Origin of the sequence: Sphaerimonospora mesophila, from assembly GCF_001417795.1 — a bacterium.
GTDB classification, from domain to species: Bacteria; Actinomycetota; Actinomycetes; order Streptosporangiales; family Streptosporangiaceae; genus Sphaerimonospora; species Sphaerimonospora mesophila.
The window spans coordinates 165,803-187,343 of record NZ_BCBX01000035.1 but is presented as its reverse complement, the minus strand read 5'-3'; the positions used below and the strand labels follow the sequence as shown (position 1 = coordinate 187,343).

General features: G+C 73.4%; 2 protein-coding genes. Both read left to right on the top strand.

Annotated elements, in window-relative coordinates; translation table 11 throughout:
- The coding region (locus AP234_RS38650) for a type I polyketide synthase (RefSeq protein WP_160330442.1) at nt 1-10,879 on the top strand (10,879 nt) is incomplete at its 5' end.
- Between the two features lie 75 nt (nt 10,880-10,954).
- A complete protein-coding gene (locus tag AP234_RS14715) occupies nt 10,955-21,538 on the top strand; it encodes a type I polyketide synthase (RefSeq protein ID WP_055480220.1) in 10,584 nt (3,527 codons plus the stop codon).
- The last annotated feature ends 3 nt before the right edge of the window (nt 21,539-21,541 follow it).

Here is a 21,541-nt window from a genome sequence, read left to right as displayed (position 1 = left end):
CGCCTCTCCCCGTCGCGCCCACGTGATCAACTGGCTGAGCGACCTGGGCGCCGCCCACATCCGCACGCTCGACGACGCCGCCGACCGTGGCGCGCTGGCCGAGCTGCTGCGCAGCGTACCCGCCGAGCACCCGCTCACGGCGGTCGTCCACGTCGGCGGCGTGGCCGGCGACCGTCCCCTCGACTCCCTCACCGCGGCCGACCTCACCGCGCCCGGTCTGGACATCGCCGCCGAGGTCGAGGCCCTGGACGAGGCGACCCACGAGCTCGATCTGACCGCGTTCGTGCTCTTCTCCTCGCTCGCGGGGACGTTGGGCGTCCCCGAACAGGGGAGCGTCGCGCCCGCACACGCGCGCCTCGAGGCGATCGCCGAGCGCCGCCGCGCCGAGGGCCGCCCGGCCACCGTCGTGCACTGGGGTCCGTGGACCGGCGAGAACGACGAGGTCAGGCGGCGGCACGGCCTGCGCGAGCTGGATCCAGACCTGGCGCTGCTCGCACTGCGCCAGACGCTCGACCACGACGAGACTGCCGTCGTCGTCGCGGACATCGACTGGGACAGGCTCGTCGTCGCCTTCACCGCCGCGCGTCCCCGTCCGCTGATCACCGCCCTGCCGGAGGTGCGCCGGGCGCTGGAGGCCGCGGAGGCTCAGCTCGCCGAGGCGCGTACGGGCGCCTCCGCACTGGCGGCCCGCCTGACCGGGATGTCCGCCGACGAGCAGGAACGCGTCGTGGCCGACCTCGTGCGCACGCACGTCGCCGCCGTGCTCAACCACGAGTCCGCCGATGCCGTGGTGATCGACCAGTCGTTCAAGAGCCTCGGGTTCGACTCGCTGCTGGCCGTGCAGCTACGCAACCGGCTGGCCGCCGCCACCGGCGTACGCCTGCCGGCCACGATCGTCTTCGACTACCCCACCCCGGCCGGGCTCGCCGCGCACCTGCGGGACCAGGTGCTCGGGAGGCGGAGGGAGACCGCGCCCGTCACGGTCGCGTCCACCGATGAGCCGATCGCGATCGTGGGGATGGCGTGCCGGTTCCCGGGTGGGGTGTCGTCTCCCGAGGGGTTGTGGGAGCTGGTCGTGTCGGGGCGGGACGCGATCGGGGAGTTTCCACAGGACCGGGGCTGGGATGTGGAGGGTCTGTACGACCCCGATCCGGACAGGGACGGCAAGAGCTACGTCCGGCACGGCGGCTTCCTGTACGACGCGGCGGGGTTCGACGCCGGATTTTTCGGGATCTCGCCGCGTGAGGCGTTGGCGATGGATCCGCAGCAGCGGTTGCTGCTCGAGGTGTCCTGGGAGGCGCTGGAGCGGGCGGGCCTCGACCCGACGTCGGTGCGCGGCAGCCGTACCGGCGTCTTCGTCGGCCTGAGCTACCAGGACTACCTGACCCGGCTCGCCGAGCCCCCCGCCGGATATGACGGTCACCTGCTCACCGGCACGACGGCGAGTGTCGCGTCCGGCCGGGTGGCCTACACCCTCGGGTTCGAAGGACCGGCCGTGACCGTGGACACGGCGTGCTCGTCGTCGCTGGTGGCCCTGCACCTGGCTGCGCAGTCGCTGCGCTCGGGCGAGTGCTCGCTGGCGCTGGCCGGCGGCATCGCCGTCATGTCCACCCCGGACATGTTCCGGTTCTTCAGCCGCCAGCGAGGTCTGTCTCCGGACGGGCGCTGCCGCTCCTTCGCGGCCGGGGCCAACGGCTTCGGTGCGGCCGAGGGCGTGGGCGTGCTGGTGGTGGAGCGGTTGTCGGATGCGCGTCGCAACGGGCATCGGGTGCTTGCCGTGGTGCGTGGCAGTGCGGTGAATCAGGACGGTGCCTCCAACGGGTTGACCGCGCCGAACGGTCCGTCGCAGGAGCGGGTGATCGGTCAGGCGCTGGCCAACGCTGGGCTGTCGCCGGTGGACGTGGACGTGGTGGAGGCGCATGGGACCGGGACGACGCTGGGCGACCCGATCGAGGCGCAGGCGTTGCTGGCGACCTACGGCCGTGACCGGGAACGTCCGTTGCTGCTGGGGTCGATCAAGTCGAACATCGGGCATACGCAGGCGGCTGCCGGTGTGGCCGGTGTGATCAAGATGGTCGAGGCGATGCGGCACGGGGTGGCGCCGAAGACGTTGCATGTGGATGCGCCGTCGCCGCACGTGGACTGGTCGTCGGGTGCGCTGGAGTTGCTGACCGAGGGCCGTGAGTGGCCGGAGACGGGCCGTCCGCGCCGGGCCGCCGTCTCCTCCTTCGGGATGAGCGGCACCAACGCCCATGTCGTGCTGGAGGGAGTGGTCGAGGAAGCGGCGGCGTCCCCGGCCTCGACGGCCACGGCCCCCATGACGCCCGGGCCGGTGCCGGTGGTGGTGTCGGCGCGTGATGAGGGTGCGTTGCGTGCGTTGGCGGCGGGTCTGGTGCCGGTGGCCGAGGAGCATGGGGTGGCTTCGGTGGCGGCGGGGCTGGCCTCGCGGGCGGTGTTCGAGCACCGGGCCGTGGTGGTGGACGGTGTGGCGGGGTTGCGTGCTCTGGCTGATGGGGGTGAGTCGCCGGGTCTGGTGCGGGGGGTCGCTTCCCAGGCGACGGTGCGTCCGGTGTTGGTGTTTCCGGGTCAGGGGTCGCAGTGGGCGGGGATGGGTGCGCGGCTTCTTGCGGAGTGTCCGGTGTTCGCCGAGCGGGTGGCCGAGTGCGCGGGGGCGCTTGGGCGGTTTGTGGATGTCGATGTGGTGGGGGTGTTGCGGTCGGGGGTGGTGCCGGAGCGGGCCGAGGTGGTTCAGCCGGTGCTGTGGGCGGTGATGGTCGGTCTGGCCGAGACGTGGCGGTGGCTGGGGGTTGAGCCTGCCGCGGTGATCGGGCATTCGCAGGGGGAGATCGCTGCTGCGGTGGTGTCGGGGGCGTTGTCGCTGGCCGATGGTGCGGCGGTGGTGGCGTTGCGCAGCCGGGCGTTGGGGGCTCTGTCGGGGTCGGGGGCGATGGCCTCGATCGCGGCTCCGGCCGAGCAGGTGGACGATCTTCTGAGCCGTTATCCCGGGGTGGAGATCGCGGTGGTGAACGGTCCGGCGGCCACGGTGGTCTCGGGCCCGGTGGCGGCGGTCGAGGCTCTGGTGGCCGGGTGTGAGGCGCAGGGGTTGCGGGCGCGGCGGATCGCCGTGGATTACGCCTCGCATTGTGCGTTGGTGGAGCCGATCGAGGAGCAGGTTCGGGCGATCGAGGTGGCTCCGCGGTCGGCGGGGGTGCCGTTCTACTCCACCGTCACCGGTGGTCTGGTGGACACGGCCACCCTGGACGGGGGGTATTGGTATGCGAATCTGCGGGGTCGGGTGCGGTTCGCCGAGGCGGTGGCGGCCGCGCGGGCGGCGGGGCATCGGGTGTTCATCGAGGTCAGCCCGCATCCGGTGCTGACGATGTCGATTGCGGACATCGAGGATGCGGTGGCGGTGGGCACGCTGCATCGTGATCAGGGGGGTCTGGACCGGTTCCTGTTGTCGGCGGGTGAGGCGTTCGTCGCGGGCGTTCCCGTCACCTGGCCGAAGATCGACGCCACACCGGCCGAGCTGCCGACGTACCCCTTCCAACACGCGCGCTACTGGCTGGACGCGCCGCCGCCGCGTACGGACGCCCGGCACCTCGGGCTCACCCCCGGCGGGCATCCGTTCCTCGGCGCCGCCCTGGACGCCGCCGAGGGCGGCGGGTCGATCAGGACCGGGCGGGTCTCCCTGGAGACACACCCCTGGCTGGCGGATCACGCGGTGTGGGGCCGCACGCTGGTGCCCGGAACGGCGTTCGTCGAACTGGCGCTGCAGGCCGGCGGCGAGGTCGAGGAGCTCACCGTGCAGGAGCCGCTGACGCTGCCGGACCACGGCGGCGTGCACCTCCAGCTGAGCGTGGGGCCGGAGGACGCGGCGGGACGGCGCACGGTGAGCGTCCATTCGCGGCCGGAGGACGCCGAGCCCGGTACGCCGTGGACCTGCCATGTCACCGGTGTGCTCGGCGGCGGCGACACGGGCTCGGACGGGGCGGACGACCTCACGGCGTGGCCGCCGCCGGGGGCGCAGCCGGTGGACGTCGACGGCCACTACGACGATCTGGCCGGGCAGGGCTACGACTACGGTCCGTCCTTCCAGGGCCTGCGGGCCGCGTGGCGCTCCGGCGACGCCGTGTACGCCGAGGTCGGCCTGCCCGCCGAGCTGGACGGCGATGCCGACGGTTACGTCGTACACCCCGCGCTGCTCGACGCCGCGCTGCACGCCGTCGGGCTGGGGACGCTCGTCCCTGCCCCGGGCGCCGGCGAGGTGTTGCTGCCCTTCGCCTGGAGCGGCATCCGCCGCCGCGGCACGGGCGCGTCGTCGCTGCGAGTGCTGCTGCGGCCGGGGACCGACGGCGGCGTACGGCTCCTGGCCGCCGACGACCAGGGGCGTACGGTCATCTCGGCGGACGCCATCGCGGTCCGGCCGGTGTCGGAGCGGCGGCTCGCAGATGCCCGTACGGCGCTCGCCGACGCGCTGTTCCAGATCGAGTGGACGCCGCTTCCCGACGGGGCGTACGAGGAGGGCGCGGGCGAGAACACGGCGGACGTGACGCTCGCCGTCTGCCCCGAGACGGCCGACGCCGGGGAGGCGGCCCGGTGGGCGCTCGACCTCGTGCGTGGTCGGCTGGCCGAGGACGGCCCCGGTGAGCCGGGCGCGCCCCTGGTCGTGGTCACCCGGTGCGCCGTCGCCACCGGAACGCCGGGCGAGGAGGTCGATTTCGCGCAGGCGTCGGTCTGGGGACTGCTCCGTTCGGCCCAGTCCGAGCACCCGGGCCGGTTCGTGCTGCTGGACTGTGACGATTTGTCGAGCCTCGCCGTCCCGTCCGGCGACGACTCGCCCGAGGCGGTCGTACGGGCCCTGGCGGCGGGTGAGCCGCAGCTCGCGATGAGGGACGGTCGGCTGCACGTCCCCCGGCTGGTCCGCTCGGCCGCGCCCGCCGCCTCAGGCGGTGCCGCATTCCCGCGAGGTGCCGCGTTCGATCCCGATGGCATCGTGCTGATCACGGGCGGTACGGGGACCCTGGGCGGGGAGGTGGCCCGGCACCTCGTGCGCGCGCATGCCGTACGGCACCTGCTGCTCGTGAGCCGCAGCGGCGCGGCGGCTCCCGGGGCGGACGAACTGGTCGCGGAGCTCACCGAGGCCGGCGCGGCCGTGACGGTGGCCGCGTGCGATGTTACGGACCGGGACGCGCTCGCGGCCCTGCTCGAACGGCTGCCGGACGACCGGCCACTGACCGGGGTGGTGCACACCGCCGCAGTGCTGGACGACGGGGTGATCGAGTCGCTGCGGCCCGAACGCCTCGACGCCGTGCTGCGGCCCAAGGCGCAGGCCGCCGTGCACCTGCACGAGCTCACCCGGGACCGGAATCTGTCGGCTTTCGTGCTGTTCTCGTCGCTGTCCGGCATCCTCGGCGCCCCCGGCCAGGCCAACTACGCCGCGGCCAACGCCGTCCTCGACGCGCTCGCGGCGTTCCGCCGCTCCAGCGGGCTGCCCGCGCTGTCGCTCGCCTGGGGCGCATGGGAACAGCGGACCACGCTCACCGGGGACCTCGGGGAGACGGAGACCGGATGGTGGCGCGACGTCGGCGTCAGCGCCGTTTCCACGCAGGAGGGCCTCGCCCTGCTCGACGCCGCCATGCGGGTGGACGCCGCGGTGGTCGTGCCCGCGCGGCTCGATGCGCGCCGTCTGACCGACCCCGTCCCGCCGCTGCTACGCGGCCTGGCCCGGCGTACGGCACGGCGGGCCGGGGACACGACGCTGCGGCGCAGGCTCGCCGGCCGGTCCGACGCCGAGCGCGTGCGCGTGCTGCTCGATCTGGTGCGTGAGCAGGTCGCGGCCGTCCTCGGCCACGCCGGCGCGGCGGCGGTCGAGACCGGCCGCGCGTTCAAGGACCTCGGGTTCGACTCGCTGCTGGCCGTGCAGCTACGCAACCGGCTGGCCGCCGCCACCGGCGTACGGCTGCCCGCGACGCTCGTGTTCGACCACCCGACGCCCGAGGCGGTCGCGCGACGCCTGGACAAGGAACTGTCCGGAGGCGTACGTGCTCAGTCGGCCCCGGCGGCGTCGGCCGTCGCCGCCGTCGACGACGATCCGATCGCGATCGTGGGGATGGCGTGCCGGTTCCCGGGTGGGGTGTCGTCGCCGGAGGGGTTGTGGGAGCTGGTCGTGTCGGGGCGGGACGCGATCGGGGAGTTTCCGCGTGACCGGGGTTGGGATGTGGAGGGTCTGTTCGATCCTGATCCGGATCGGGTGGGGAAGAGTTATGTGCGGGTGGGGGGGTTCCTGGAGGATGCGGCGGGGTTCGATGCCGGATTTTTCGGGATTTCGCCGCGTGAGGCGTTGGCGATGGATCCGCAGCAGCGGTTGCTGTTGGAGACGTCGTGGGAGGCGCTGGAGCGGGCCGGCATCAACCCGCTCGCGCTGCGCGGCACCGACACGGGCGTCTTCGCCGGTGTCATGTACCACGACTATCTGACCGACACCGGGCAGCTCGACGGCGACCTCGAAGGCTACGTGCTGTCCGGCAACTCGGGCAGCGTCGCCACCGGCCGGGTGGCCTACACCCTCGGGCTCGAAGGACCGGCCGTGACCGTGGACACGGCCTGCTCCACCTCCCTGGTCGCGCTGCACCTGGCGGCGCGTGCGCTGCGCGCCGGCGAGTGCTCGCTGGCCCTGGCGGGCGGAGTGACCGTGATGCCCACCGCCATGCCGTTCGTGGAGTTCAGCCGGCAGCGGGGGCTGGCGCCGGATGGACGGTGCAAGTCGTTCGCCGCAGCCGCGGATGGTACGGCCTGGGCCGAGGGCGCGGGTGTGCTGGTGGTGGAGCGGTTGTCGGATGCGCGTCGCAACGGGCATCGGGTGCTGGCGGTGGTGCGTGGTAGTGCGGTGAATCAGGACGGTGCGTCGAATGGTTTGACGGCGCCGAATGGTCCGTCGCAGGAGCGGGTGATCGGTCAGGCGCTGGCGAACGCTGGGCTGTCGCCGGTGGATGTGGATGTGGTGGAGGCGCACGGCACGGGGACGACGCTGGGTGATCCGATCGAGGCGCAGGCGTTGCTGGCGACCTATGGGCAGGGTCGGGAGCGTCCGCTGTTGCTGGGGTCGATCAAGTCGAACATCGGGCACAGTCAGGCGGCTGCCGGTGTGGCCGGTGTGATCAAGATGGTCGAGGCGATGCGGCACGGGGTGGCGCCGAAGACGTTGCATGTGGATGCGCCTTCGCCGCATGTGGACTGGTCGTCGGGGTCGGTGGAGCTGCTGACCGAGGCGCGCGAATGGCCGGAGACGGGCCGCCCGCGCCGGGCCGCCGTCTCCTCCTTCGGCGTCAGTGGCACCAACGCGCATGTGGTGATCGAGCAGGCCCCCGCCGAGACCGAGACCGAGACCGAGTCTGAGTCGGGCCCTGCGGGTGGGCCGGTGCCGGATGTGGTGCCGGTGGTGGTGTCGGCGCGTGATGAGGGTGCGTTGCGTGCGTTGGCGGCGGGTCTGGTGCCGGTGGCCGAGGAGCATGGGGTGGCTTCGGTGGCGGCGGGGCTGGCCTCGCGGGCGGTGTTCGAGCACCGTGCCGTCGTTGTCGACGGTGTGGAAGGACTTCGTGCTCTGGCGGGGGGTGGTGAGTCGCCGGGTCTGGTGCGGGGGGTCGCCTCTCAGGTCGCGCGTCCGGTGTTGGTGTTTCCGGGTCAGGGGTCGCAGTGGGCGGGGATGGGTGCGCGGCTTCTTGCGGAGTGTCCGGTGTTCGCCGAGCGGGTGGCGGAGTGTGGTGCTGCGCTTGGGCGGTTTGTGGATGTCGATGTGGTGGGGGTGTTGCGGTCGGGGGTGGTGCCGGAGCGGGCCGAGGTGGTTCAGCCGGTGCTGTGGGCGGTGATGGTCGGTCTGGCTGAGACGTGGCGGTGGCTGGGGGTGGAGCCTGCTGCGGTGATCGGGCATTCGCAGGGGGAGATTGCTGCTGCGGTGGTGTCGGGGGCGTTGTCGCTGGCCGATGGTGCGGCGGTGGTGGCGTTGCGCAGCCGGGCGTTGGGGGCTCTGTCGGGGTCGGGGGCGATGGCCTCGATCGCGGCCCCGGCCGAGCAGGTCGAGGACCTGGTCGGTGATTACGACGGGGTGGAGATCGCGGTGGTGAACGGTCCGGCCGCGACGGTGGTCTCGGGCCCGGTGGCGGCGGTCGAGGCTCTGGTGGCGGCCTGTCAGGCGCGTGACGTACGGGCCCGGCGCATCCCCGTCGATTACGCCTCGCATTGTGCGTTGGTGGAGCCGATCGAGGAGCAGGTTCGGGCGATCGAGGTTGCTCCGCGGTCGGCGGGGGTGCCGTTCTACTCCACCGTCACCGGTGGTCTGGTGGACACCGCGATGTTGGACGGGGGGTATTGGTATGCGAATCTGCGGGGTCGGGTGCGGTTCGCCGAGGCGGTGGCGGCCGCGCGGGCGGCGGGGCATCGGGTGTTCATCGAGGTCAGTCCGCATCCGGTGCTGACGATGTCGATTGCGGACATCGAGGATGCGGTGGCGGTGGGCACGCTGCATCGTGATCAGGGGGGTCTGGACCGGTTCCTGTTGTCGGCGGGTGAGGCGTTCGTCGCGGGTGTGCCCGTCACCTGGCCGAAGATCGACGCCACACCGGCCGAGCTGCCGACGTACCCCTTCCAACACGAGCGCTACTGGATCGAGCAGCGGCAGCACACCCGGCAGGACCCGGTGGACGCCGAGTTCTGGGACGTCATCGAGAAGGGCGACCTCGACGGGTTCGCCCGGGCGCTGCGGGTCGACGGCGAGGCGCCACTGCGTACCGTCCTGCCGGCCCTCGCCGACTGGCGCAGGACCCGCCGGGAGTGGTCGGCCGTCGACGCGCTGCGCTACACGATCTCCTGGGAACCCGCCGCCGTGCCCGCCACGCCCGCACCGGCGGGCCGATGGCTGGTCGTGGCGCCGGAGAGCCATCTCCAGGACGACGTCGTCGCCGAGTGCGTGGCCGCGCTGAAGCGACACGGGGCGATCCCGGAGACCGTGCCCGTCGATCCGGCCGCGCCCGACCGTGACGCGCTCGCGCGCGCTCTGGCGTCCGAGCCCGCCGGGGTGCTGTCCCTGCTCGCGCTGGACGAGCGGCCGGGGCCGGAGGGAGTGCCCGGTGGGGTCGCCGCGACGCTGGCCCTGATCCAGACGATGGCGGCGGCCGGCGCGCGGGTGCCGCTGTGGTCGGCCACCTTCGGAGCGGTGTCCGTGGGCGCCGACGATCCGCTGCGGCGTCCGGTGCACGCGCAGATCTGGGGCCTCGGGCGGGTCGCGGCACTGGAGCACCCGGACCTGTGGGGCGGGCTGGTGGACCTGCCGGAAAGCCTGGACGACGCGGCGTGCGCCCGGCTGTGCGCGGTGCTCGCGGGGCTGGGCGGGCCCGCCGGATCGGGTGAGGAAGACCAGGTGGCGGTGCGCCCCCACGGGGTGTTCGTACGCCGCCTCGTCCGCGCCCCGCTCGACGGTGCCAGGCCGTACGGCGCGCCGCGCCTGCGCGGCACCGCCCTGCTCGTCGGCGGGACCGGCTCGCTCGCCCCCTACCTCGCCCGTTGGCTGGCCGAGCGCGGCAGCGAGCACATCGTCCTGGTCAGCCGCCGCGGTCCCGCCGCCCCGGGAGCCGAGGAACTGGTCCGGGAGATCGAAGGCCTCGGCGCGCGGGCCACAGCGGTCGCCTGCGACGTCGCCGACCGTGCGGCGGTGGCCGACCTGCTCGCGCGACTGCGGGCCGCGGGCGAGGTCGTCCGTACGGTCCTGCACGCCCCGACGGCGGCCCGGCTCGCGCCGCTCGCCACCGCGACCGTCGGCGAGTTCGGCACGGCCATGGCGGCCAAGGTGCTCGGCGCAGGACACCTGGACGAGCTGCTCGATCCCGCAGAGCTGGACCACTTCGTCTGCTTCTCCTCGGTCGCCGGGGTCTGGGGCAGCGGCGACCACGGCGCGTACGCGGTGGCCAACGCCTACCTGGACGCGTTCGCCCGGCATCGCCGGGCCCTCGGCAGGCCGGTGACCTCGGTGGCCTGGGGCGTGTGGCACAGCGAGCGGATGTCCCCCGAGGTGGACGAGGCGCACCTGCGCCGCCAGGGTCTCCCGTTCCTCGACCCCGACCGGGCCCTGACCGCTCTGGAGGCGATCCTCGCCGGGGAAGAGACGTTCGTGACCGTGGCCGACGTGGACTGGAAGATCTTCACGCCGGTCTTCGCCTCGGCCCGGCCCCGGCCGCTGCTGGCCGCGATCGAGGAGGCACGGGCCGCCATGGACGCCACGGCCGGGTCGCCCGGGCGGTCCGGGCGGTCCGGGCCGTCCGGGGATTCCTCGTGGGCGGAGCGCCTCGGCGGGCTGCCGCCAGCCGAGCAGGAGGCCACGCTGCTGGAGCTGGTGACGGCTCAGATCGCGGCGGTGCTGGGACACGCCTCGCCGGACGCGGTCACGGCCGACCGGCCGTTCAAGGAGCTGGGCTTCGAGTCGCTGAGCGCGGTGGACCTGCGCAACCGGCTGGGCGCCGTCCTCGGTCTGCGGCTGCCGGTCACGCTGGTGTTCGACCATCCCAACCCGGCCGAGCTCGCCCGCCACCTCCGCGCGGAACTGGTCGGAGACGACGAGATCTCCATCCACGCGGAGCTGGACCGCATCGAGGCCGCCATAGCCGTGCTGTCGACGGACGGGCCGGAACGTGCCCAGGTGCGACGGCGGCTCGCGGCACTGGCGGCGCGGCTCGGCGACGACGGCCCTGCCTCACCCGCAGGGACGCCCATCGAGGTACGTACGGAAGGCGTCGGCGAGTCCGCCCCCGAGGAGGACTACGACGACCTCGAGACCGCGACCGATGAGGAGATCTTCGATCTCATCGACCGCGAGTTCGGGGCGCCCTGACCGCTCCGCCCGGGAGGACCCGGCCCAGGACAGCCAGCAGACCCGACTTAGGAACGATGGCGGAAGGCATTTCGCATGTCGGATGACGAGAAGCTTCGCGAATATCTCAAGAAGGTCACCAACGAGCTGCGCGCGACCCGGCGACGGCTGCAGGAGGCCGAGGAGCGGAACCGCGAACCGGTCGCGATCGTCGGCATGGCCTGCCGCTATCCCGGCGGGGTCGCCTCGCCCGAGCAGCTCTGGGACGTCGTCGCCACCGGCCGCGACGTGACCTCCGACCTGCCCGCCGACCGGGGCTGGAACCTGGCCACGCTCTACGACCCCGACCCGGACCGGTCCGGCACGTCGTACGTGCGGCGCGGCGGGTTCCTGGACGACGCCGCCGGGTTCGACGCGGAGTTCTTCGGCATCTCGCCGCGTGAGGCGCTGGCGATGGACCCGCAGCAGCGGCTGCTGCTCGAGGTGTCCTGGGAGGCACTGGAGCGGGCGGGTCTCGACCCCACCGCGCTGCGCGGCAGCCGTACCGGCGTCTTCGTCGGCATCAACCATCACCAGTACGGCCCGCTGTTCCATCAGCCCCTGCCCGGCGTCGAGGGCCACCTGTCCACGGGCGTGGTGCCGAGCGTGGCGTCCGGGCGGATCTCGTACACCCTGGGCCTGGAGGGCCCGGCCGTCACGATCGACACCGCCTGCTCCACTTCGCTGGTGGCCCTGCACCTGGCGGCTCAGGCGCTGCGCAACGGCGACTGCGCGCTCGCGGTGACCGGCGGCGCGACCGTGCTCTCCACGCCCGGCTCGTTCGTTGAGCTGAGCAGGCAGCGGGTGCTCGCCACCGACGGACGCTGCAAGGCGTTCTCCGCCGAAGCGGACGGCATGGGCATGGCCGAGGGCGTCGGCATCCTGGTGATGGAGCGTCTCTCCGACGCCCGCCGCAACGGGCACCGCGTGCTCGCCGTGATCCGCGGCAGCGCCATCAACCAGGATGGTGCGTCCAACGGCCTGACCGCGCCGAACGGTCCCTCGCAGCAGCGGGTGATCCGGCAGGCGCTCACCGCCGCTGACCTGACGTACGACCAGGTCGACGTGGTGGAGGCGCACGGCACCGGCACGGCGATCGGTGATCCGATCGAGGCGCGGTCGCTGCTCGCGACGTACGGCAAGGGCCGGCGACGGCCACTGTGGCTCGGCTCGGTCAAGTCGAACATCGGGCACACCCTCGCGGCCTCCGGAGTGGCCGGCGTCATCAAGATGGTCGAGGCGATGCGGCACGGCGTGCTTCCGCGTACGCTCCACGTCGCCACCCCCACCCCGCACATCGACTGGGACGCCGGGGGTCTGCGTCTCCTCGCCGAGCCCGTGCCGTGGCACGCCGACGGTGCGGAACCGCGCCGCGCCGGGGTGTCGTCGTTCGGGCTGAGCGGCACCAACGCACACGTGATCGTGGAGGAGGCCGCAGCGCCGGTCCCCCAGCCGGTCGCCGCGCCCGTCCCCCAGCCGGTCGTGCTGTCGGCCAAGACCGGGGAGGCGCTGCGCGAGCAGGCGCGCCGCCTGGCGGCCTTCTGCGTCACCGGCCACGCGTCTTCCCCCGGCCTTTCCGCGGACCAGGAGGCGGAGGATCTGCTCGGCATCGCCGGCGCGGCCGCCCTGCGCCCGGTGTTCGAGCATCGGGCCGTGGTCGTCGCGCGTGACCGCGCCGAGATCGTGGCCGGGCTGGAGGCGATCGCGGCGGGAGAGGCGGCCTCCGTGCCCGCGACCAAGGGCAGGGTGGCGTTCCTGTTCTCGGGGCAGGGGAGTCAGCGGGCCGGGATGGGGCTGGAACTGGCGGCCCGGTTCCCGGTTTTCTCCCGGGTCTTCGACGAGGTGTGCGCGCAGCTCGATGGACATTTGGATCGCCGGTTGCGTGAGGTGATCGCCGAGGGTGGCGGTCTGCTGGATCGGACGGTCTACACCCAGGCGGGGCTGTTCGCGGTTCAGGTGGCGTTGTATCGGCTGGTCGAGTCGTGGGGCGTACGCCCGGACGTGCTGGTCGGGCATTCGATCGGGGAGTTGGCGGCCGCGCATGTGGCCGGGGTGTTGTCGCTGTCGGATGCGTGCACGTTGGTGGCGGCGCGGGGACGGTTGATGCAGGACCTTCCGGCCGGTGGGGCGATGGTCGCGGTCCAGGCCGATGAGGCCGAGGTGCTGCCGTTGCTGGGTGGGCGGGTGTCGATCGCGGCGTTCAACGGGCCGGGTTCGCTGGTGGTGTCCGGGGACGAAGACGAGGTGGCCCGGATCGCGGATCATTTCGCTGCTCTTGGGCGGCGGACGCGGCGGTTGCGGGTGAGTCATGCGTTCCACTCGCCTCGTATGGAGCCGATGCTGCAGCCGTATGAGGCTGTCGCGTCGACCTTGGAGTTCCGCACACCGGTGATTCCGGTGGTCTCGACGGTGACGGGTCTTCCGGCCGAGGGGTTGGATTCGCCGGGGTACTGGGTGCGGCAGGTGCGGGAGCCGGTGCGGTTCGCCCAGGCGGTCGCGGCACTCGGCGAGGACGTCACGCTGGTGGAGGTCGGGCCGGATGGTGTGCTGGCCGGGATGGTGTCCGATCGCCCGGTGGTGGCGCTGCTGCGCCGGGATCGCGACGAGCCGCGCACGCTGCTGACCGCGCTCGGTGAGCTGCACACCCGTGGCGTGGACGTCGACTGGCGGGAGCTGTTCGACGGCGTGCCCGCCGTACGCGCCGACCTGCCCACCTATCCGTTCCGGCACCGGCGCTACTGGCTGCCACCGGCCGGTGGTGCGGACGCCGCCGCGCTCGGCCTCGCCTCGGCCGGGCACCCGCTGCTGGGCGCGGCCGTTTCCCTGGCACAGGACGACGGTCTGCTGCTCACCGGCAGGCTGTCCCGGGACACGCAGCCGTGGATCGTCGACCACGCCGTGCTGGACACCGTCCTGCTGCCCGGAACCGCGTTCGTGGAACTCGCCTGCCACGCCGGGGCCCGCGTGGGCTGCGACGACATCGAGGAGCTCACCCTCCACGCGCCGCTCGTCCTGCCCGATCGGGACGGGGTGCACGTACAGCTGACCGTCGGACCCGCCACCCCGTCCGGCACCCGCCCGATCTCGATCCACTCCCGGCCGGAGGACACCGAGGGACCCTGGGTCTGCCACGCGGAGGGCACGCTGGCCGCCCGCGTCGAAACCCCGGCCGCCGACATGGGGACGGAGTGGCCGCCTCTCGGGGCCGAGCCGATCGAGGTGGGCGCCTACTACGACATGCTCGCCGCGCGCGGCTACCACTACGGCCCCGCGTTCCAGGGTCTGCGGGCCGCGTGGCGCTCCGGCGACAGCGTGTACGCCGAGGTCGGCGCGGCCGAGGACGCTCAAGTGGACGCGGCGCCGTACGGCCTGCACCCCGCGCTGCTCGACGCCGCCCTGCACGCCGCCGGGGCGGCCGCTCCGGAACGCACCGAGGAGGTGCTGCTGCCGTTCTCGTGGTCCGGCGTCCGCATGCACGCGGCCGGTGCGGGCACCCTGCGCGTCCGCCTGAGGCCCGCTGGACCGGACGCCCTGGCCGTTGAGGCGGCCGACGAGACGGGAGCGCCCGTCGTCTCGGTCGCGTCCCTCGCCCTGCGCCCGGTCGCCCCCAGCGCCCTTACCGGCAGCGCCCTCACGGGCGGCGCGGCGGAGACGGGCGGGCTCTTCCGGGTGGAATGGCACCCCGCCGAGAGGTCGTCCCGCACCCCCGCGCCCGTGCACTGGGCGGTGCTGGGCGATCCCGACTGGGACCTCGACGTCGAGAGGCACGCCGATCTGGCCGGCCTCGCCGCCGAACGGCCCGACGTGGTGCTCGCGCCCTGCTTCGGTGAGGAGACCGACTCCCTGGCGCGGGCCGCGACCGACGGCGTGCACCGCGTGCTGCGCCTCCTGCAGGAGTGGCTGGCCGAAGACCGGCTCGCCGACTCCCGTCTGGTCCTGGTCACCCGTGGCGCGGTGGCCGTCGGCGACGGGGCGTGGGTGGAGGACCCGGCCGCCGCCGCGATCTGGGGGCTGGTCCGCTCCGCCCAGGCCGAGCACCCCGGCAGGTTCCTGCTCGTGGACGTGGACGACGACGGTCACCGGCTGCTGCCCGAGGTCGTCGCCTCCGACGAGCCGCAGGTCGCCGTACGCGGTGGTGTGCCGTACGTCCCCCGCCTGGCCAAGGTCACGGCCCCGGCCGCGTCCGAGGCTCCGTCCCTGTCCGGCACCGCACTGATCACCGGTGGTACGGGGACGTTGGGGCGGTTGGTGGCGCGTCATCTGGTGGTGGCGTATGGGGTGCGGGATGTGGTGTTGGTGTCGCGGGGTGGTGGTGGTGTGGGGGTGGTGGAGGAGTTGTCCGCGTTGGGGGCGCGGGTGCGGGTGGTTGCGGCTGATGTGGCCGATCGGGGGGCGATGGCGGCGTTGGTGGGGTCGTTGGGTGGGTTGTCGGTGGTGGTGCATGCGGCGGGGGTGGTGGAGGACGGTCTGGTCGGGGGGTTGGATGCGGGGCGGGTTGATCGGGTGCTGGCTGCGAAGGTGGCTGGTGGGGTGGTGCTGGATGAGGTGACGCGGGGGCGGGATCTGGCGGGTTTTGTGGTGTTTTCGTCGGCTGCGGGGGTGTTGGGGGGTCCGGGTCAGGGGGCGTATGCGGCGGGGAATGCGTTTGTGGATGCGTTGGTGTCGTGGCGGCGTGGTCGTGGGTTGCCGGGTGTGTCGTTGGGGTGGGGGTTGTGGGCGGAGCGTAGTGGGATCACCGGTGGGCTCGGCCAGGCCGACCTCGCCAGGTGGGAGCGCGCCGGATTCGGGGCGCTCGACACCGAGGCCGCGCTGGATCTGTTCGACCACGCCCTCGCGAGCCCGGAACCGGCCGTGCTGCCGCTCCGGCTCGACCTGGCCGCCGCCCGCGCTCACGCCGAGCCGCCGTCGCCGCTGCTCCGCGGTCCCGCCCGCCCCGCTCGCCGGGACCACCAGGGCCACCGGGAGAGCCTGCGGCGGCGCCTCGCCGGAATGGCCGCGGCCGAACGCGAACGCGTCCTCCTGGACCTGGTCCGCACCCACGCCGCCGCCGCCCTCGGTCACTCCTCTCCCGGCGAGGTCGACCCTGACCGCGCCTTCCGAGACCTGGGCTTCGACTCGCTCACCGCGGTCGAGCTGCGCAACCGGCTGAACGCGGCGACCGGGCTCCGCCTGCCGGCCACGCTGGTCTTCGACTACCCCGCGCCGACGTCGCTCGCCGCCCACCTGCTGGCCGAGCTGTCCGGCTCGCTCCCCGCCCGGGCGGTGGCCCGGGTGCGTACGGAGCACACCGACGATCCCGTCGTGATCGTGGGGATGGCGTGCCGGTTCCCGGGTGGGGTGTCGTCGCCGGAGGGGTTGTGGGATCTGGTGGTGTCGGGGCGGGACGCGGTGGGGGTGTTTCCGTCTGATCGGGGTTGGGATCTGGGGGCGTTGTTCGACGATGATCCTGGGCGGGCGGGGCGGTCGTATGCGCGTGAGGGGGGTTTCCTGTACGACGCTGCGTCGTTTGATGCCGGGTTTTTCGGGATTTCGCCGCGTGAGGCGTTGGCGATGGATCCGCAGCAGCGGTTGTTGTTGGAGTCGTCGTGGGAGGCGTTCGAGCGGGCGGGGATCGATCCGGTGTCGGTGCGCGGCACCGACACCGGCGTCTTCGTCGGCATGATGTACCACGACTATTCGGCCCGGCTGCACACCACCCCGGCCGAGTTGGAAGGCCACATCGGCATCGGCAACTCCGGCAGCGTGGCCTCCGGCCGCCTGGCCTACACCTTCGGTCTGGAGGGGCCCGCCGTCACCGTCGACACCGCGTGCTCGTCCGCGCTCGTGGCCCTGCACCTGGCCGTACGGTCGCTGCGCTCGGGCGAGTGCTCGCTCGCGCTGGCCGGCGGTGTCGCGGTCATGGCCAAGCCGGACGCGTTCATCCAGTTCAGCCGGCAGCGGGGGCTGGCGCCGGATGGGCGGTGCAAGTCGTTCTCGGCCTCGGCTGACGGCACGGGCTGGGGCGAGGGTGTCGGGGTGCTGGTGGTGGAGCGGCTGTCGGACGCCCGCCGCAACGGGCATCGGGTGCTGGCGGTGGTGCGTGGCAGTGCGGTGAACCAGGACGGCGCGTCGAATGGTTTGACGGCGCCGAACGGTCCGTCGCAGGAGCGGGTGATCGGTCAGGCGCTGGCCAACGCTGGGCTGTCGCCCGCTGACGTGGATGTGATCGAAGCCCACGGGACCGGGACCACGCTCGGCGACCCCATCGAGGCGCAGGCGTTGCTGGCGACCTATGGGCAGGGTCGGGAGCGTCCGCTGCTGTTGGGGTCGATCAAGTCGAACATCGGGCATACGCAGGCGGCTGCCGGTGTGGCCGGTGTGATCAAGATGGTCGAGGCGATGCGGCACGGGGTGGCGCCGAAGACGTTGCATGTGGACGCGCCGTCGCCGCATGTGGACTGGTCGTCGGGTGCGCTGGAGTTGCTGACCGAGGGCCGTGGGTGGCCGGAGGCCGGACGTGCTCGGCGGTGCGCGGTGTCGTCGTTCGGCATCTCCGGCACCAACGCCCACGTCATCCTGGAGCAGGCACCGGTCGAGGAGAGCGCCGCCGAGGAGGCCGCTTCGGGGCAGACCCCCGCTGACGGTCCGCTGGTCTGGACGCTCTCGGCCGGTGGTGAGGAGGCGCTGCGCGCCCAGGGGGAGCGGCTGCGTGTCCACCTGGACCGCCACCCCGAACTCGGCGCAGCAGACGTGGCGCACACCCTCGCCCGGGGCCGTACGGCGCTGCAGCACCGCGCCGCCGTGGTCGGCACCGACCGGAACGAGCTCGTAGCGGGACTCGCCGCCCTCGCGGAGGGCCGTGCCACCTCGAACGTCGTCACCGGCTCGGCCGCGCCGGGAACCGTCGCGTTCCTGTTCTCGGGGCAGGGGAGTCAGCGGGCCGGGATGGGGCTGGAGCTGGCGGCCCGGTTCCCGGTTTTCTCCCGGGTCTTCGACGAGGTGTGCGCGCAGCTCGATGGACATTTGGATCGCCGGTTGCGTGAGGTGATCGCCGAGGGTGGCGGTCTGCTGGATCGGACGGTCTATACCCAGGCGGGGCTGTTCGCGGTTCAGGTGGCGTTGTATCGGCTGGTCGAGTCGTGGGGCGTACGCCCGGACGTGCTGGTCGGGCATTCGATCGGGGAGTTGGCGGCCGCGCATGTGGCCGGGGTGTTGTCGCTGTCGGATGCGTGCACGTTGGTGGCGGCGCGGGGGCGGTTGATGCAGGACCTGCCCGCGGGTGGGGCGATGGTCGCCGTTCAGGCCGATGAGGCCGAGGTCGTGCCGTTGCTGGGTGAGCGGGTGTCGATCGCGGCGTTCAACGGGCCGGGTTCGCTGGTGGTGTCCGGCGACGAAGACGAGGTGGCCCGGATCGCGGATCATTTCGCCGCTCTTGGGCGGCGGACGCGGCGGTTGCGGGTGAGTCATGCGTTCCACTCGCCTCGCATGGAGCCCATGCTCGATGCGTTCGCCGAGGTCGCATCGGGGCTGGAGTTCCGTGCGCCGGTGATTCCGGTGGTCTCGACGGTGACGGGTCTTCCGGCCGAGGAACTGGACACGCCGGGGTATTGGGTGCGGCAGGTGCGGGAGCCGGTGCGGTTCGCCCAGGCGGTCGCCGGGCTGGGTGAGGACGTCACGCTGGTGGAGGTCGGGCCGGATGGTGTGCTGGCCGGGATGGTGTCCGATCGGTCGGTGGTGGCGCTGCTGCGCCGGGATCGCGACGAGCCGCGCACGCTGCTGACCGCGCTGGCCGAGCTGCACACCCGTGGCGTGGACGTCGACTGGGGGGAGGTGTTTCCCGGTCGGGTGGTCGATCTGCCGACCTATGCCTTCCAGCGTCGCCGCTACTGGCTGGAGGCGCCTCCCGGCGGCGGCGATGCGGCGGGGTTGGGGTTGTCCCCGGCCGGTCATCCGCTGCTGGGCGCGGCGGTGACGCTGGCCGATGGTGATGGTCTGCTGTTCACCGGCAGGCTGTCGCCGGACGCCCATCCCTGGCTCGCCGACCACACCATCGCCGGCACGGCGGTCGTACCGGGCACGGTTCTGGCCGACCTGGCCTGGCACGCCGCCGAACAGGCCGGATGCGCCGCGATCGACGAGCTGGTCCTGCACTCCCCGCTGGTCCTCCCACCGACCGGCGGCCTGCGGGTGCAGGTGCGGGTGTCCGGCCCGGACGCGGCGGGGCGGCGCGAGCTGAGCGTCCACGCCCGCGACGACGACGAGCGTCCCTGGACCCGGCACGTCAGCGGCACGCTGTCCGCGTCCGCCGCCTCCTCCCCGGACATCGGCGAGTGGCCGCCTCCGGGAGAACCGGTGGACCTGGACCGGTTGTACGCGGATCTGGCCGCGACCGGTCTGGACTACGGCCCGGCGTTCCACGGGCTGGTCACGGCGTGGCGCGACGGCGACGACGCGTACGGCGAGCTGGTGCTGCCCGAGGAACTGCACGCGGACGCCGCCCGATATGCCCTGCACCCGGCCCTCCTCGATGCCGCGCTGCACCTGCTCTCCGCGACGGGCGCCGAGACGGCGCGGGTGCCGTTCTCCTGGCGGGACGCGCACCGATACGCGCCCGCTCCGTCCCGGCTGCGCGTACGGATCTCCCCCACTGGTGACGAGGGGGCCGCGATCCTGATCACCGACGAGGCCGGACGGCCCGTCGTCACCGTCGGCTCCCTGACCCTGCGCCCGCTCGACCCGGCCGACCTTCGGGCGGCGGGCGCATCGGCTCGGGACGCGCTCTTCGACGTCGAGTGGGTCCCCCTGTCGTCCGACACCGAGCTGCCCACCCCGACGTGGGCGGTGCTCGGTGCGGCCGGACGGGATCTCGCCGAGGCGCTGGACGCGGCCATCCACCCGGACCTCGACGCCCTGGCCGAGGCCGGCGTGCCGGACGCCGTGCTGCTTCCGGTCGAGACAGCGGCCGAGACGGCAGCCGAGACGGCAGTCGAGACGGCGGGAGACCTTGCGGTCACGGCGAGCACCGCGACCGCGTCCGTACTCGCCGCCCTGCGGCGCTGGTCGGCCGACGCCCGGTTCGCCGCGGCCCGCCTCGTCGTCGTGACCAGCGGCGCCTTCCCGTCCGGTACGGACCCGGCGGCCGCGGCGGTCTGGGGACTGGTGCGCGCGGCCCAGTCGGAGCATCCCGGCCGGTTCGTGCTCGCCGATCTCGGTGACACCGCCGCCGCGCGGCTCCTCCCGGCCGCCCTGGCCACCGGCGAACCCCAGGTCGCGATCGGCGCGGGCGTCGTTCTCGTGCCGAGACTGACCAGGTTCGCCCCGCGTGCCGAGCCACGGCCGAGGGCGGTGGAGTGGCGGCCCGAGGGCACGGTGCTCATCACCGGAGGCACCGGCACGCTGGGCGGCCTTCTGGCGCGGCATCTCGTGACCGAGCACGGTGTGCGCGACCTGCTGCTCGTGGGAAGGCGGGGCCCGGACGCGCCGGGGGCCGCCGAGCTGGCCCGCGAGCTGACCGAGTCGGGCGCGCACGTACGCGTGGCCGCGGTGGACGTCGCCGACCGTGCTGCGCTGGGCGCCCTTCTGGCCACGCTGGAACGCCCGCTGACCGCGGTCGTGCACGCGGCCGGGATCACCGACGACGCCCTGGTAGAGTCGCTCACTCCCGAGCGCGTCGAGCCGGTGCTGCGGGCGAAGGCCCATGCGGCCTGGCACCTGCACGAGCTGACCCGCGACCACGACCTGTCCGCTTTCGTGCTGTTCTCCTCGGCCGCCGGCACCCTGGGCAGCCCAGGGCAGGCGAACTATGCCGCGGCGAACGCGTTCCTCGACGCCCTGGCCCGCCGCCGCGCCGAGGAGGGTCTGCCCGCCACCTCGCTGGCGTGGGGGCTGTGGGCGGAGAGCAGCGGCATCACCGGTCGCCTCGGCGAGGCCGACCACGCGCGCATGGCCAGGCACGGCACGCTTCCCCTCGCCACCGCGGACGCGCTGGCCCTGTTCGACGCCGTGCTCGCCGACGGCCGTCCGACGGCGGTGCCGCTCCGCCTCGACCTCGGCGCGCTGCGCGCGCGGCCCGGCGAGGCGCCGCCGCTGCTGCGCGGTCTCGTGCCCGCCCCCGCCGGCCGTACGACACCTTCCCCCGCCGGTACGGCGCCCGCCGCCGACGGGCCGAGCGGTCCGACCCTGCCAGAACGGCTGGCCGCCCTGTCGGACGACGAGGCGAGCGCGGTCCTCCACGAGGTGGTGCGGAGGCACGTCGCGGTGGTCCTGGCCCATACGGCGGCCGACACGGTCGACCCCGATCGTCCGTTCAAGGACCTGGGCTTCGACTCGCTCTCCGGCGTCGAGCTGCGCAACCGGCTGCGCGACGACACCGGCCTGGATCTGCCCGCAGCCCTCGTCTTCGACTACCCCACGCCGGAGGCGCTCGTCGGCCACCTGCTCGAGTCGCTCCGACGCGACGTGCCGGGTGCGCCCGACCCGACCGGTGAGGCGCTCGACCGGCTGGAGGACAGCCTGGCGGAACCGCCCGATGAGGCGGAGCGCGACCGGATCGTCGTGCGGCTGCGTGCCCTGCTGTCGCGGTTGACACCGGAAAAGGAAGCCGATCTGGCCGCCGCAAGCGACGACGAACTCTTCGACCTCGTAGAAAACCTGGGGAGCTGACGA

Coding starts and splice junctions, on each gene's coding strand:
- AP234_RS14715 (WP_055480220.1), top strand. CDS start 10,955: ATGTCGGATGACGAGAAGCTTCGCGAATATCTCAAGAAGGTCACCAAC.